Source organism: Micromonospora globbae (assembly GCF_036184225.1).
GTDB lineage: Bacteria > Actinomycetota > Actinomycetes > Mycobacteriales > Micromonosporaceae > Micromonospora > Micromonospora globbae.
Genome location: NZ_CP108084.1, coordinates 4,695,277 through 4,708,690 on the forward strand (window position 1 = coordinate 4,695,277; position 13,414 = coordinate 4,708,690).

Sequence of the window (13,414 nt, forward strand, 5' to 3'; positions counted from 1 at the left end):
CATGCCCTTCATCACCGTGGGGACGGAGAACTCCGCGCCCATCGACCTGTACTACGAGGATCACGGCTCCGGTCAGCCGGTCGTGATGATCCACGGCTTCCCGTTCAACGGCGCGACGTGGGAGAAGCAGGCCATCCCGCTGCTGAACGCCGGGTACCGGGTCATCACGTACGACCGGCGGGGATTCGGCAACTCCGCGCAGCCGACGATGGGGTACGACTACGACACCTTCGCCGCCGACCTCGACGTGCTGATGACGGAGCTGGACCTGCGCAACGTGATCCTCATCGGCCACTCGATGGGCACCGGCGAGGTGACCCGCTACCTCGGCGCGTACGGCTCGCAGCGGGTGAACCGGGCCATCCTGCTGGCCCCGCTCGCGCCGTTCCTGCTCCAGACCGCGGACAACCCGGAGGGCGTGGAGAAGAGCCTCTTCGAGGGCTTCAAGCAGGCGATCATCCAGGACCGCTTCGCCTACCTCACCCAGTTCTGCAACAACTTCTTCAACTGGGACGAGAACAAGGGACGGCTGGTCAGCGAGGAGGCGTACCGGGCGCACTGGGACATCGGCGCGCGGGCCTCCGCGAAGGGCACCCACGACAGCGTGGACGCCTGGCTCACCGACTTCCGGGGTGACCTGCCCCAGATCGACGTGCCGGTGCTCATCGTGCAGGGCGACAAGGACAACGTGCTGCCGTACGCGAAGACCGGCCAGCGTCTCCAGCCGATGCTCGCCGGCAGCCGGCTGATCACGCTGAAGGGCGCCCCGCACGGCATTCCCTGGACGAACGCCGACGAGGTCAACCAGGCGATCATGGAGTTCATCGGCGCGCCGACCATGGCGCGCGCCTGACGCCCACACGTGGTCCGCGCCTGGTGCGGGGCGCGGACCGGGCACGGCCGGCCCGCGGGCCGGCCGGGTGAGGTGCGGCCCGGGGGTGCCCCGGGCCGCACCGCCGTGTACGGGCCTGCGGCGGGATCCGCGCCGCCGCTCAGGCGCCGAGCCGGGCCAACTCCTCGTCGACGATCGACGGGTCGAGCTTGCGGAACACCGGCTTCGGGGCCGCGAGCGGCCGGCCGACCTCCAGGGGTACGGACTCCCAGCGCGCGCCCTGCGTGTAGTCACCGGTCAGCACCGGGTACGACGGCCCGCCGTCGAGGTCCTCCACCTCGACGATCCGCGGCATCGGCGCGTGCACGCCGGTGCCGCCGAGCAGCTCGTACACCTTCTGCGCCGAGTGCGGCAGGAACGGCGTGAGCAGCGTGTTGGCGTCGCTGACCACCTGGAGGGCGACGTGCAGGATGGTGCCCATCCGGGGCTTGTCGGCCTCGCCCTTGAGCTTCCACGGTGCCTGCTCGGAGAGGTACTTGTTCGCCTCGGCGACCACCTTCATGGCCTCGCCGATGGCCTGCTTCTGCCGGTGGCGCGCGATCAGGTCCCCGACGGTGGCGAAACCGGCCCGGGCGGTGGCGAGCAGCGCCTCGTCGGCCTCGGTGAGGCCCGCCGGGTCGACCGGGGGGATCGCGCCGAAGTTCTTCGCCGCCATCGAGATGGACCGGTTCACGAGGTTGCCCCAGCCGGCCACCAGCTCGTCGTTGTTGCGGCGCAGGAACTCCGCCCAGGTGAAGTCGGTGTCGTTGCTCTCCGGCCCGGCCACCGCGATGAAGTAGCGCAACGCGTCGGCGTCGTAGCGCTCCAGGAAGTCGCGGACGTAGATGACGATCCGGCGGGACGAGGAGAACTTCCGCCCCTCCATGGTGAGGAACTCGCTGGAGACCACCTCGGTGGGCAGGTTGAGGCGGCCCAGCTCGCCCGGCTCGCCGTCGCGCGCCCCCTCGCCCGAGTAGCCGGCGAGCAGCGCGGGCCAGATCACCGAGTGGAAGACGATGTTGTCCTTGCCCATGAAGTAGTACGTCCGGGCGTCCTTGCCCTCGCCGTCGGTGGACCACCACCGGCGCCACGCCTCCGGGTCACCGGAACGGCGGGCCCACTCGATCGACGCGGAGAGGTAGCCGATGACGGCGTCGAACCAGACGTAGATCCGCTTGTCGGGCCGGTCGCGCCAGCCCTCGAGCGGGATCGGCACACCCCACTCCAGGTCCCGGGTGATCGCGCGGGGCTGGAGGTCGTCGAGGAGGTTGCGGGAGAACCGCAGCACGTTGGGACGCCAGCCCTCGCGGGTGTCGAGCCACTGCCGCAGCACGTCGGCGAGGGCGGGCAGGTCGAGGAAGAAGTGCTCGGTCTCGACGAACTCCGGCGTCTCACCGTTGATCTTCGACTTCGGGTTGATGAGGTCGACCGGGTCGAGCTGGTTGCCGCAGTTGTCGCACTGGTCACCGCGGGCGCTGTCGTAGCCGCAGATGGGGCAGGTGCCCTCGATGTAGCGGTCGGGCAGCGTCCGGCCGGTCGACGGGGAGATCGCCCCCATGGTGGTCTTCGGCACGATGTAGCCGTTGCGGTACATCCCCTCGAACAACTCCTGCACCACCGCGTAGTGGTTGCGCGTGGTGGTGCGGGTGAACAGGTCGTACGACAGCCCGAGGCCGTGCAGGTCCTCGACGATCACCCGGTTGTAGCGGTCGGCCAGCTCGCGCGGGGTGACGCCCTCCGCGTCGGCCTGCACCTGGATGGGCGTGCCGTGCTCGTCCGTGCCGGAGACCATGAGCACGTCGTGGCCGGCCATGCGCATGTACCGGCTGAAGACGTCGGAGGGAACGCCGAAACCGGATACGTGGCCGATGTGGCGCGGGCCGTTGGCGTACGGCCAGGCAACCGCCGCGAGAACGTGACTCATGACCAGCAAGCCTAGTGACCCGCACCGGGCGGCTGCGAACCAATGGGGCCCGCGCGTCGACGGACGGGCGCGAGCCGCTCCCCCGTTGGTCCGATTTGTCGCCGACACACGGCCTGAGCTGCCCGACCCGGCCCGGTCGTGGGTGTGCAATGAACGTCGTGGCTGGCAGACGAGGAACCCGGAGGCAGGACGAGCGCCCCCGGCGGGCGACGCGGGAGCGGCCCACGCCCCCACGGCAGGGCGACCCGGCGGATCACCTGCCCGAGCCGTCCACGCCCTCGGACGGCCGCCCCGGGCAGCCGGAGGCCACGCGGCCGGGCCGGGCCGGCCAGGACGCCACGCTCCCCGGCGGGGCCGGGCAGGTGGCGCAGCGGCCGGACGGCCCGGCGGCACCGCACCAGGTGAGCCGCGCGGCCACCGGGCGCGCTCGCGACCGGGCCGAGCCCGCCGTGGAGGTGGAGCCGACCACCGGGGCGCCGGTGGACGCGTTGCCCCGCCGGGTGCCCGTACGGCAGCCGAAGCGCTGGCGCCGCCTGGCCCGGGTGGGCGCGCCGGCCGACGAGGACCCCGCCGACTGGAAGCCCATCGAGGAGGTGCACTGGGACGGCACGCCGATCCGGGACGACCTCCCGCCGGAGCGGGTCCGGCCCGACCGCGCCGCCCGGCGGCGTGACCGCCGACCGGCGTACCCGCCCGACCCGCTGCCCGGGCTCGCCGCGCTGCTGGCGCTGAGCCTCGTCGCGACGTTCTTCGCGTGGGTGAGCGCCGGTCCGCTCTGGGTGGCGCTGGGCCACCGCGCCGCGGGCACGGTGGTGCTCACCGACTGCACGGGGGGCGGGTTGACGCAGCGCTGCCGGGGCATCTTCACGGCCGACGGCGGGCTCTTCGTCGCACACGGGGTACGGGTCAGCGGCGTACCGGCCGACCGGGCGACCACCGGCGGCGCGCTCCCCGCCCGGATGACCGGTCCGCGGGGCACGACCGCGTACGCCGACACCGCGGGCGCCGCCCACCACCTGCGCTGGCTGCTCGGACTGCTGGCGGTGGTGGGCTGCGGCGCCGGGATCGCCCGCTGGACCGGCGCGACCCGGCTGTCCGGGCCCCGGGCGCGGCGCTGGGCCGTCGGCGCCGCGTTCGCCGGCCCCGTCCTGATCCTGCTGGGCTTCCTGACCGCCGCCTGGTAGACCCCGGGGGAGACCGGTCGGGCGGGGGCGGGTCAGCGGTGGACGACGTCGTAGACGTCGCGGCGGCGCAGGCCGTACGCCGTGGCGACGTCGGTGACCGCGTCCCGGCGGCTCATGCCGGCCGCCTCCCGGTCGGCCACGGCGGCCCGCAGCGTGTCGTCGTCGGGGCGCTCCGGTGCGGTCGCCGGCGCGCCGGCCACCACGAGCGTGATCTCGCCGCGTGGCTCTCCCTCGGCGGCCCAGCGGGCCAGTTCGCCGAGGGGCCGGCGCAGCACCTCCTCGTACGTCTTCGTGAGCTCCCGGCAGAGCGCGGCCGGCCGGTCGGCGCCGAACGCGTCCGCCAGGTCGGCCAGGGCGCCCGCGACCCGGTGCGGCGCCTCGAAGAACACCAGGGTGCGCTCCTCGCCGGCCAGCGCCCGCAGGCGGGACCGCCGGGCACCCGGCGAGCGGGGCAGGAACCCCTCGAAGCAGAACCGGTCGACGGGCAGCCCGGAGAGGGCGAGCGCCGTGGTCACGGCGCTGGGCCCGGGCGCGGCGGTGACCGGCGCCCCGGCGTCGAGAGCGGCCCGGACCAGCCGGTAGCCGGGGTCGGAGACGCTCGGCATGCCGCCGTCGGTGACCAGCGCCACCACGTAGCCGGCCTGGATCACCTCCACCAGTTCCGGGGTACGTCGTTCCTCGTTGCCCTCGAAGTACGAGACGATCCGGCCCGGGACGGTGACACCGAGGTCTCTGGCCAGCCGGGTGAGGCGGCGGGTGTCCTCGGCGGCCACCACGTCGGCGGCGGCGAGGATCTCCCGGAACCGTGCCGAGGCGTCGCCCGGATTGCCGAGCGGCGCGCCGAGCAGGACGAGACGCCCGCCATCCGACATATCACCCACGGATCTTCCGCTCCTTGATCGACAGCGTGATGGTATCCGGGACGACGGGCGCCACCGGCCACCTCCGCAGCCTACGATCGCCGGGTGACGAGTGCGTCGACAGCACAGAGCGCGAAAGCGGTCCACGTGGAGTTCGAGCCGACGGCCGACGCCCGGCCCGCCGCCCCCGCCTCCGACGCCGGCATCCCGGCGGTGGTCCGGGCACGGCTGGCCACCGTCGACGCCCGGCTCGACCGGTGGTCGTGGCCGGCCACCGGGGTGGTGGTGCTCATCGCCGGCATCCTGCGCTTCCTCGGCCTCTCCGGCCCCGCCGGCAAGATCTTCGACGAGACCTACTACGCCAAGGACGCGTACGGGCTCATCTCGCGCGGCGTCGAGTGGAACTACAAGGACGGCGGCCCGTCGTACGTGGTGCACCCGCCGCTCGGCAAGTGGCTCATCGGGTTCGGCGAGTGGGCGTTCGGCTACCAGGACGCGGAGAGCGGGATCTCCGTGCCCGGGCACCTCGTGACGACCGCGCCGGAGTTCGGCTGGCGCTTCTCGGCGGCCGTCGTCGGGACGCTCTCGGTGCTGCTGCTCGTCCGCGTCGGCCGGCGGCTGTTCCGGTCCACCACGCTCGGCTGCGCGGCCGGGCTGCTGCTCGCGCTGGACGGCTTCCACCTGGTGCTGTCCCGCACGGCGCTGCTCGACATCTTCCTGCTCTTCTTCGTGCTGGCCGCGTTCGGCGCGCTCGTGCTCGACCGGGACGCCCGCCGGCGCCGCTGGGCGCGCGCCCTGGAGGCCGGGCTGGACCCCACGCTGCCGGGCCGGGCCGGGCGTCCGACCGGCGGGTGGCGGGAGTGGCCGTGGTGGCGGCTCGCCGCCGGTGTGCTGTTCGGCTGCGCCTGCGCCGTCAAGTGGAGCGGGCTCTACTTCCTGCCCGCGTTCGTGCTGCTGGTCCTGTTCTGGGAGGCCGGCGTCCGCCGGTCGGCCGGAGTACGCCGGCCGTGGCGGAACGCGCTCGTGGAGGAACTGCCGTGGCTCGCGCTGGCCGGGGTGCTCATGGTGGGCACCTACCTGGCCACCTGGTCCGGCTGGCTGCTCACCGACGACGGCTACTACCGCCTCGCCTCCAAGTACCCGGGCGCCCCGCTCAGCGACACCCCGGTGATCGGGCCGCTCATCAACCTCTTCCAGTACCACAAGGCGGCGTACGGCTTCCACGCCCAGCTCGACGACCCCCACAAGTACCAGTCCTGGCCGTGGCAGTGGCTGCTGCTGGGGCGGCCGGTGGCCTTCCACTGGTCGAGCGACGGGCCGTGCGGCGCGGCGAGCTGCGCCGCGGAGATCCTGCTGCTCGGCACCCCGCTGCTGTGGTGGTCGTTCCTGCCGGCCCTGGTGGCGGTGGCCTGGCTCGGCCTCGCCCGCCGGGACTGGCGGGCGGGGGCCATCCTGCTGATGGTGGCCGCCGGCCTGCTGCCCTGGTTCTGGTTCGCCCTGGACGGGCGGACGATGTTCTCCTTCTACACGGCGCCCGCGCTGCCGTTCCTGGTGCTCGCCGTGGTCTACGTGCTCGGCGCAATCATCTCGCCCGCCCGGGTGGGCGCCGGCGCGGTCCGGTCACCCGCGCCCGGCGAGCCGGGGTACGACCGCCGGCTGGTCGGCGGGGTCGTCGTGGGCGCCTACATGCTGCTGGTCGCGCTCTGCTTCGCGTACTTCTACCCGATCTTCGTGGGCACGGTGATGCCGTACGCGGACTGGTCGGCCCGCATGTGGCTGGGCGGCCGCTGGATCTGACCCGGCGGAACCGGGCTCGGGCGGACAAAAAGCGCGCCCCGATCGCCTGCCACGGGGGAAGCGGGCGATTGGGGCGCGCAGGTGAAGCTTAACCACCGCGCACCACCCGCACAACGGGTCGACTTGGGTCAGATTCCTGACGGACACCTTCTGTTCATGAGGCAGATTCGCCAGCTGACCGACGGTCACCGGAGGGCCGACGGCGGGTGCGCGGAAGTCGGCGGCGGGTGGGAAGCCGACGCGGGCGGGCGGGAGCCGACGGCGGCGCGCGAAGCCGACGGCGGCGCGCGAGAGTGCACGGCCGGTGCGTGCGGCGGTCAGGTGGTGCGCGGCCGTCAGGTGGTGCGCCGCGGTCAGGTCGTGCGCGGCCCTCGCGGGAGCCAGCCGATGAAGCGGTCCTGAAGGGACGTCACGGACGCGGTGCGCAGGTCCTCGCTGGCGGCGGCGAGACAGGATCCGAGATAGACGCTGAGGGTCGCCCGGTCGCCGTACTCCGTCAGCAACCGGCTGCGCTTCGTGGCGCACGGCCAGTCCTCGCCGCAGGAGCCGCACCTCCAGCCCGGCATCTCCGGTGCGTGTTCGTCGCTCACCTGGCCGGACGGCTCGGCACCACCGGTCATCGCACTCCCTCTCCGGTTCCTGACAGGGGCCGAAGCAGCTCGGCCCGGATCGACCGCACGCGGTCGGCGCCCACTCTGGGCACGCACACCCGCGTTCCGGGACAATCCTGCGTTACATCGTTGCGGTACCTTGCCCATTCATGGCAGTCAGAAAGTTGACCGTACGGCACATGTGCCGCCGGCGGTCACCTCGACACCCGCAGGCGTGCCTGCCCGCCGAGGTCGCCCTGCCCGGCGGCGGGCGCCACGTCGGGGCGTACGGCTGTGGTGGAGGTCGTGATGCGTGACCTGCTTCCGCCCGAGGTCGCGGTGGCCGTGGCCACGCCCGACGACTGGACCGGCCGCCTGCTCGCCGAGGAACTCGCCTGCCTCAGTGAACGGGCGGTGGAGAGCCGGCGGCGGGACTTCACCGCGGGGCGGGTCTGCGCCCGCCGGGCGATGACCGCGCTCGGGCTGCCGGAGGAGGCGGTGCCGTCGCGCGCCGACCGCGCGCCCGTCTGGCCGGCTGGCGTGGTGGGCACGATCACGCACACGCGCGGGTACTGCGCGGCCGCCGCCGCCCGCGCCACCGACGTCCGCGCCGTCGGGATGGACGCCGAGCAGCACAAGGAGCTCAACCCGGGCGTACGCCGGATGATCTGCCTGCCCGAGGAGGACGACCACCTCGCCCGGCTGCCGGGCGGCGTCTCCTGGCCGGCGGTGCTGTTCAGCGCCAAGGAGACCGTCTACAAGGTCTGGCACCCGGTGGTCGGCACGTGGCTCGACTTCACCGACGCCCGGCTGGAGATCGACCCGGACGAGGGCACCTTCACCGCCCGGATCGCACCGGCCCGGGTGGACGCCGCGCCGGTCCCGCGTCCACCGAGGACGGTACGGGGCCGTTTCACCGTGTCCGACGGCCTCGTCCGTACCGCCGCGGTGCTCCCCCTGCCCTGACCGCCCGCGGCGCTGCCGGCAATGCCGCCGCCCTGGACATGTCGCCGCGCCGGGCCGTCGCCCGGGCGCGGTAGCGTCGGCGGGATTCCAACCCCACACGGCACGATTCAAGGAGTACGGTGAGCCACCCCGAGCCGCCCACCGGGCCGCACGACGCCGACAAGCCGCAGCCGGAGCCCCCCACCGAGGCGATGCCGGAACCCCCGACGGAACCGATGCCGAAGCCGCCCGCCCAGGCGATGCCGGAGCCGCCGACCCAGCCGATCGCCGAGCCGCCGACCCAGGCGTTCCCGACGCCGCCCACCCAGCCGATCGCGGAGCCGCCGACGCAGCCGATCGCGGAGCCCCCGAACCAGCCGACGGCCGAGCCGCCCACCCAGGCGTTCCCGATGCCGCCGACGCAGCCGACGGCCGAGCCGCCCACCCAGCCGATCCCCGAACCGCCGACCGAGGCGTTCCCGACGGCACCGATCCGGCCTGCGCAGCCGGGCGGCCCCGCGCTGGGCGCGGGCGGTCCGCCCGCGGCACCGGCGCCGCGGGATCCGGGCGACGCGACGACCCGGATGCCGCACAACCCGTGGGCGCCGATCGGGGGTTCCCCGCAGCAGCCCGCCGCGCCGCCCGTGTCGGCCCCGCCGGGAGCCCCGCAGCCTCCCGTCTCGGCGGCTCCGCAGCCACCCGCGTCGGGCGAACCCACCGTCGCCCCTCCGCCGGCCCCGGTCAGTCCCTGGGCCCCGCCCACCGCGCCCCCGGTGTCGGGCGCGCCCCAGCCGCCGGTGTCGGGCGTTCCCCAGCAGCCGGCGCCGCCCGGGCCGTACCCGCCCGCGCCCGGCGCGCCGCAGCCGCCGTACCAGCTCGGCACGCCGCAGCCGCCGTACCCAACCCCCGGTGCGCCTCAGCCGCCGTACCCGCCTTCCGGTGGGCCGCAGCCGCCGTACCCGCCGATGCCCGGCGCGTACCCGCCCGGTGCGGGTTATCCGCCCCCGCAGAAGAAGTCGAACCGGACGGTGCTGATCGTCGTCATCGTGGTGGCGGTGCTGGCCCTGCTCTGCTGCGGTGGTGGCGCCGTGGCGCTGATCGTCGGCGCGCAGAAGGCGGACGAGGCGGTCAGCTCGCTCCCCACCACGCTGCCGACGGGGGACCTGGACGACACGCCCACCAGGGAACCGGCGCTACCCGGCGGCCCGACGGCGGGCCCCCGCGCCACCGCCGACGGCGAGACCCGGAACATGGCGATCGGTGACACGCTGGTGATCAGCGACGACGACGGGACCGTCGAGATCACCGTGACGAAGGTCAGCACCCGGAGCAAGGCCTGCGAGGAGTTCGGGCTGGCCCCGGACCGGGGGACGTACCTGCTCGCCGACGTGACGGTGGAGGTCACCAAGGGCACCGTCTCGGTCAACCCGCTCTACTTCCGGTGGGTGGCGGCGGACGGGGCGGAGATCAGCTCCGCCTCCGGGTACGCCTCGTTCTGCGGGGAGTCCATGGAGGCCGGTGACGTGGCGGCCGGCGGCAAGCGCACCGGCACGCTGGTGTTCAACGTGGCGGACAGGAACGGCGTGGTGGAGTACCTGCACCGGTTCCGGCCCGCCGGCTCCTGGCGGCCGTAGTCGTGTCGGGCAGCGGCCGGGACCGGTCCGGCCGCTGCCCGACACGACTTCAGGTGGCGAGGTCGACCCGCATCACGGCCCGGCGGGGCGTGGGTCGGCTGACCTCGCTGAAGCCGGCGTCGGCGAAGACGGTGCGGGTCCCCACGAACAGCTCGCCGCACGCCATCTCCACGCCCGGCTCGACGACGACCGGGTACCCCTCGACGGCGCGGGCACCCCGGTCGCGGGCGAAGGCGACGGCGGCACGTGCGAGCGCACGGCTCACGCCCCTGCGCCGGAACCCGGCGCGCGTCACGAAGCAGGTGACGGCCCAGACAGCGGGGTCGGCGCGGTCCTCGTCCCGGCCGGTCCACGGTATGCGCGCGCCCTGGAGCCGCGGGTACTCGATGCGCGGTTCGACGGCGCACCAGCCGGCCGGCTCGCCGTCGAGGTACGCCACGAGGCCGCTGGTCCGGCCCGCCTCGGGATCACCGCAGGCGGTCTGCTCGCGCAACTGGTCGGCGCGTACCTCGACCGGGACCGACCGCCAGTCGCTGCGCCGGTACTTGAACCACTGGCACTGGCAGCGGGCCGCGTCGCCCCGCGGCCCGAACACGGCCTGAAGGTCGTCCCAGCTGGCCTCGTTGGCCGGTACGACGGAGACCGTCCCGTCGTCTGTCGCCGGCAGTCGCACGGCCCCTCCCCCTGCTCTGCGCCCCCTGTCCCGCGGGCGCTCGACACCGCCGCCCGCGCTATCCCGCCTGGCCGCTCGCGCGCCAGGCCGTGAACCGGTGGTACGCCTCCAGGCCGTCCGGCACCCACTCCCACTCGGGCAGTCGCCGCGCCAACTCGTCCTCGGTGAGGAACGCGTACCAGGCGACCTCCTCGGGCTGCGGCGCGACCGCCGTCGGGCAGCGCACCTCGTAGAGGAAGGACCACCAGCTGTGCTCGGGCGTCTCGTAGAGGAACTTGAACAGCGGGACGGGGGCGGGCAGCCCGCGTACGCCCAGCTCCTCCTCGGCCTCCCGGCGCGCCGCCTCGTCGTACGACTCGCCGGCGCCGACGACCCCGCCCACGAAGATGTCGTAGAGCGAGGGGAAGACGAGCTTCCGGTCGGTGCGGCGGTGCACGAAGATGCGCCCGTCGGCGTCCCGCGCCAGCACGAACGCGCAGCGGTGGCGCAGCCGGCGGGCGTACGCCTCGCTGCGCCGCGCCTGCCCCACCACATGGTCGTGCTCGTCGACGATGTCGAGCAGCTCGTCGGCGGAGAGTGGCGTCCGGTCGTCCATGGAAAGAGATTCAACCAGCGGGGGCCGACATGCGGGAGTACCGTCCGCCTGGTGCCGGCATGGGACGGCCGAGAGGCGTGCCGTCGCGCGGCACGCCCCTCGGCCGGGGTGTTCGTTCGTCGTCTCCCCCGAGCGTGCTCAGGGCCGCTCGCCCACCGCGTCCACGACGGCCACCTCCAGCGTCGCCAGGGTGTCGGCCATGCCCAGGAAGGCGTAGGTGTCCGCGTCGAAGACCAGCACGGCGGACTTCTCCTCAGACGACCAGGCGATCCCGATGCCGGGCCGCCCCGCACCGTCCTTCACGTCGCGGACGACCTCGAGCCCGGGGAGTTCCGCCGCCGCCTGGAACAGCGCGGCCCGCGACCGGGGGCGAAGGTAGTTCTCGGCGACGAGCGCCAGGACGTCCTTCCCCATGGCGTTCGAATCGCCCGGCTCACCCTTGTAGCTCCGGTTGAGGTAGTCCAGCATCGCGTCGGCGTCGGTCGGCAGGTCGGGCAGGTACGCGGGTGCCGGCGTGCACGGCTCGGTCTGGCGCGGGTTCACCCGGCCGCCCTTCACGGTGGCGGCCCGGCCGTCACGGCAGCCGGGCACCGGGATCTCCTCGACCTCGCCGGCGGGGATCTCCCGGATCAGCCCGTCGCGGGTGCCGTCCACCGACAGCCAGGCCTCCCGCATCGATTCCCCGGACCGGCTCTTCGTGTAGACGAACTGGTCGGGGCGCGGCTCGACGTCCGGAAGCCCGAGCGCTGCGGCCGCCGCGTTGTGCAGGACCTGGGCCGCCTCCGCGTTGGCGGGCGGGACCTGGCCGCCGATCTTGTCGGGTGCCAGGACGAGCACCGCGGCCGCAGCCGCCGCGACACCGATCGCCGTCCAGCCGGCCAGCATGATCCGCCGCACCGGGCGACGCGGCCGCCCCGGCCGCCGCCGACGCTCGGCGCCGGTCGGCCTCACGCCGGTCGGCTCGGCACCCGTCGGTTGGGCACCGGTCGGGTTGGCACCGATCGGATTGGCCGTGGGCGCCGCGGCCACCGCGGCGAGGAGTCGCCCGCGGGCGGGCGCGAGTTCGTCAGATGCCAGGAGAGGAGTGTCCCGCCCCAACTCGCGGACCAGTCGCAGGTCATCCATTGCTCAGGCTCTCCTCGAACGTCGTGGTGGGATCGGCGTGGCCCAGCGCCTCGCGTACCTTCCTGCGCGCCCGGTTCAGGCGGGAACGGACGGTGCCCAGCGGAATCTCCAGCGCCGCCGCCACCTCCTCGTAGGTCAGCTCCTCCCAGGCGATCAGGAGCAGCACGTCCCGGTCCCCCTGCGCCAGGTCGGCCAGCGCCGAGGTCAGCAGCGGACGGACGGCCCGGGCCGTCACGTCGGCCGCGACGCGGTCCGCGTGGGACACCTCGTCACGTTCCGCGACGAGGACCTGCCGGAGGCGGTACTCGCGCAGTTCGTCACGCCAGTGCTGACCGATGAGGTTGGTGGCGATCCCGTACAACCACGGCCTGGCGTCGGGCCGCTGAAGGTCGTACTGCTGCCGCTTCCGGAACGCGGCGAGGAACGTCTCCGCCACGAGATCGTCGGCGGCTTCCCGACCCAGGCGCCGAGCCAGGTACCGGTGGATGTGGGGAGCGTGGCGATCGAAGATGACGGCGAAACGTTCGGGCTCTCGGGCCGACCTCCCGATGACGGACGCGTCGTCCTCCACATCGACGACCGCCCTGCCTTGCCCTGTGTGGTTCATACGCGACCTTTCGTCCGGGCGCGGGAAGGGTTCACCGTGTTGTCAGCGGAAGGCGCGCGGAGGGTTCACGGTGGCCGCAGAACCGACGAGTGGTCACGTCGCCACGTGACGGCACGTGACGGCACTTGGCGTGGGCTAGACGGCGGCTTCCCAGCCGTCGTAGTCGGCGTGATGGCGCTCGGCCAGGGCTTCGAAGAGGTCGACGCTGTCGCGAACGAACTCCGGCGTCAACACCGTGTGGGTCTCGCACACCACGGTCCAGCTACCCGGATACTCCGGGAGAGGCTCACGCACCCCGGCCTCGAACCCGTGCGTGCCCGCCTCCGCAGCGATGAGACGCCCGATGTCCTCAGACGGGGCGTCGAGATAGAAGACGACATGTCGCGGCTGCGACAGATCCGCTGCCCTCTTGGCGATCTCGTTCATGAGCAGCAGATCCCGATACCTCACGCCCAGGCTCGGTGAGCGCTCGTCCAGGTCGACAGGCTCGTCGTCGCGGCGGCGGCGGGTGAACATGCTGAACAAGCCCATCGGCTGCTCCACCTACTGGTATTCCTGCGGGCCGCATGACCGTACACGTGCCTGTCGCCAGAACGCTGCCCTCGCGGG

At 73.7% G+C, this 13,414-nt stretch carries 13 protein-coding genes; 5 read left to right on the top strand and 8 right to left on the bottom strand.

The features are described 5' to 3' along the window. Nucleotide 1 precedes the first annotated feature (1 nt). Nucleotides 2-853 (top strand): alpha/beta fold hydrolase, encoded by an 852-nt coding sequence (locus OG994_RS21015; RefSeq protein ID WP_328850710.1) that lies wholly within the window; start codon nt 2-4, stop codon nt 851-853. Nucleotides 854-992: 139 nt separating this feature from the next. On the opposite strand, the gene metG is transcribed toward OG994_RS21015, so the two are convergent. After that, complete coding sequence (metG, locus tag OG994_RS21020; protein ID WP_328850711.1) at nt 993-2,795, bottom strand: methionine--tRNA ligase; 1,803 nt, start codon at nt 2,793-2,795, stop codon at nt 993-995. Nucleotides 2,796-2,944: 149 nt separating this feature from the next. On the opposite strand from metG, the gene OG994_RS21025 reads away from it, so the two are divergent. Then, on the top strand, nt 2,945-3,979 hold the full coding sequence (locus OG994_RS21025) for a hypothetical protein (protein WP_407942540.1): 1,035 nt from the start codon (nt 2,945-2,947) through the stop codon (nt 3,977-3,979). A 32-nt stretch (nt 3,980-4,011) separates the two neighbouring features. Here the strand turns inward: OG994_RS21025 and rsmI are convergent, their stop codons facing one another. Further along, a complete protein-coding gene (gene rsmI / locus OG994_RS21030) occupies nt 4,012-4,851 on the bottom strand; it encodes a 16S rRNA (cytidine(1402)-2'-O)-methyltransferase (protein ID WP_396844988.1) in 840 nt (279 codons plus the stop codon). A gap of 135 nt (nt 4,852-4,986) precedes the next feature. On the opposite strand from rsmI, the gene OG994_RS21035 reads away from it, so the two are divergent. Then, a complete protein-coding gene (locus tag OG994_RS21035) occupies nt 4,987-6,636 on the top strand; it encodes a dolichyl-phosphate-mannose--protein mannosyltransferase (RefSeq protein ID WP_328853760.1) in 1,650 nt (549 codons plus the stop codon). A gap of 353 nt (nt 6,637-6,989) precedes the next feature. On the opposite strand, the gene OG994_RS21040 is transcribed toward OG994_RS21035, so the two are convergent. Next, nucleotides 6,990-7,256: a hypothetical protein gene (locus tag OG994_RS21040; RefSeq protein WP_120327535.1), complete on the bottom strand. Its 267-nt coding sequence runs from the start codon at nt 7,254-7,256 to the stop codon at nt 6,990-6,992. Nucleotides 7,257-7,535: 279 nt separating this feature from the next. On the opposite strand from OG994_RS21040, the gene OG994_RS21045 reads away from it, so the two are divergent. Next, the gene (locus OG994_RS21045) at nt 7,536-8,192 is read left to right on the top strand and encodes a 4'-phosphopantetheinyl transferase family protein (RefSeq protein ID WP_328850713.1); all 657 of its coding nucleotides are present in this window, start codon (nt 7,536-7,538) and stop codon (nt 8,190-8,192) included. A 119-nt stretch (nt 8,193-8,311) separates the two neighbouring features. Then, entirely contained in the window at nt 8,312-9,805 is a 1,494-nt protein-coding gene (locus OG994_RS21050) for a DUF4352 domain-containing protein (protein WP_328850714.1), read from the top strand. A gap of 49 nt (nt 9,806-9,854) precedes the next feature. On the opposite strand, the gene OG994_RS21055 is transcribed toward OG994_RS21050, so the two are convergent. The 5 genes from OG994_RS21055 to OG994_RS21075 form a co-directional block, all read right to left on the bottom strand. After that, the gene (locus tag OG994_RS21055; protein WP_120327534.1) at nt 9,855-10,478 is read right to left on the bottom strand and encodes a GNAT family N-acetyltransferase; all 624 of its coding nucleotides are present in this window, start codon (nt 10,476-10,478) and stop codon (nt 9,855-9,857) included. 58 nt (nt 10,479-10,536) lie between these two features. After that, nucleotides 10,537-11,073, bottom strand: a complete 537-nt coding sequence (locus OG994_RS21060; RefSeq protein WP_120327533.1) for an NUDIX hydrolase — start codon at nt 11,071-11,073, stop codon at nt 10,537-10,539. Nucleotides 11,074-11,211: 138 nt separating this feature from the next. Then, nucleotides 11,212-12,198, bottom strand: coding sequence for a CU044_5270 family protein (locus OG994_RS21065; protein WP_328850715.1), 987 nt, complete (start codon nt 12,196-12,198; stop codon nt 11,212-11,214). Continuing rightward, on the bottom strand, nt 12,191-12,805 hold the full coding sequence (locus OG994_RS21070; RefSeq protein ID WP_328850716.1) for an RNA polymerase sigma factor: 615 nt from the start codon (nt 12,803-12,805) through the stop codon (nt 12,191-12,193). Before OG994_RS21070 ends, OG994_RS21065 begins: the two co-directional genes overlap by 8 nt. 135 nt (nt 12,806-12,940) lie before the next feature. Next, a complete protein-coding gene (locus tag OG994_RS21075) occupies nt 12,941-13,348 on the bottom strand; it encodes a ribonuclease E inhibitor RraB (RefSeq protein WP_120327530.1) in 408 nt (135 codons plus the stop codon). Nucleotides 13,349-13,414: the final 66 nt, after the last annotated feature.

Bases quoted from the DNA above. Each gene is read 5' to 3' on its own strand.
- OG994_RS21065 (WP_328850715.1), bottom strand. From the start codon at position 12,198: ATGGATGACCTGCGACTGGTCCGCGAGTTGGGGCGGGACACTCCTCTC.
- OG994_RS21070 (WP_328850716.1), bottom strand. From the start codon at position 12,805: ATGAACCACACAGGGCAAGGCAGGGCGGTCGTCGATGTGGAGGACGAC.
- OG994_RS21045 (WP_328850713.1), top strand. From the start codon at position 7,536: ATGCGTGACCTGCTTCCGCCCGAGGTCGCGGTGGCCGTGGCCACGCCC.
- OG994_RS21040 (WP_120327535.1), bottom strand. From the start codon at position 7,256: ATGACCGGTGGTGCCGAGCCGTCCGGCCAGGTGAGCGACGAACACGCA.
- OG994_RS21060 (WP_120327533.1), bottom strand. From the start codon at position 11,073: ATGGACGACCGGACGCCACTCTCCGCCGACGAGCTGCTCGACATCGTC.
- metG (WP_328850711.1), bottom strand. From the start codon at position 2,795: ATGAGTCACGTTCTCGCGGCGGTTGCCTGGCCGTACGCCAACGGCCCG.
- OG994_RS21015 (WP_328850710.1), top strand. From the start codon at position 2: ATGCCCTTCATCACCGTGGGGACGGAGAACTCCGCGCCCATCGACCTG.
- rsmI (WP_396844988.1), bottom strand. From the start codon at position 4,851: ATGTCGGATGGCGGGCGTCTCGTCCTGCTCGGCGCGCCGCTCGGCAAT.
- OG994_RS21025 (WP_407942540.1), top strand. From the start codon at position 2,945: ATGAACGTCGTGGCTGGCAGACGAGGAACCCGGAGGCAGGACGAGCGC.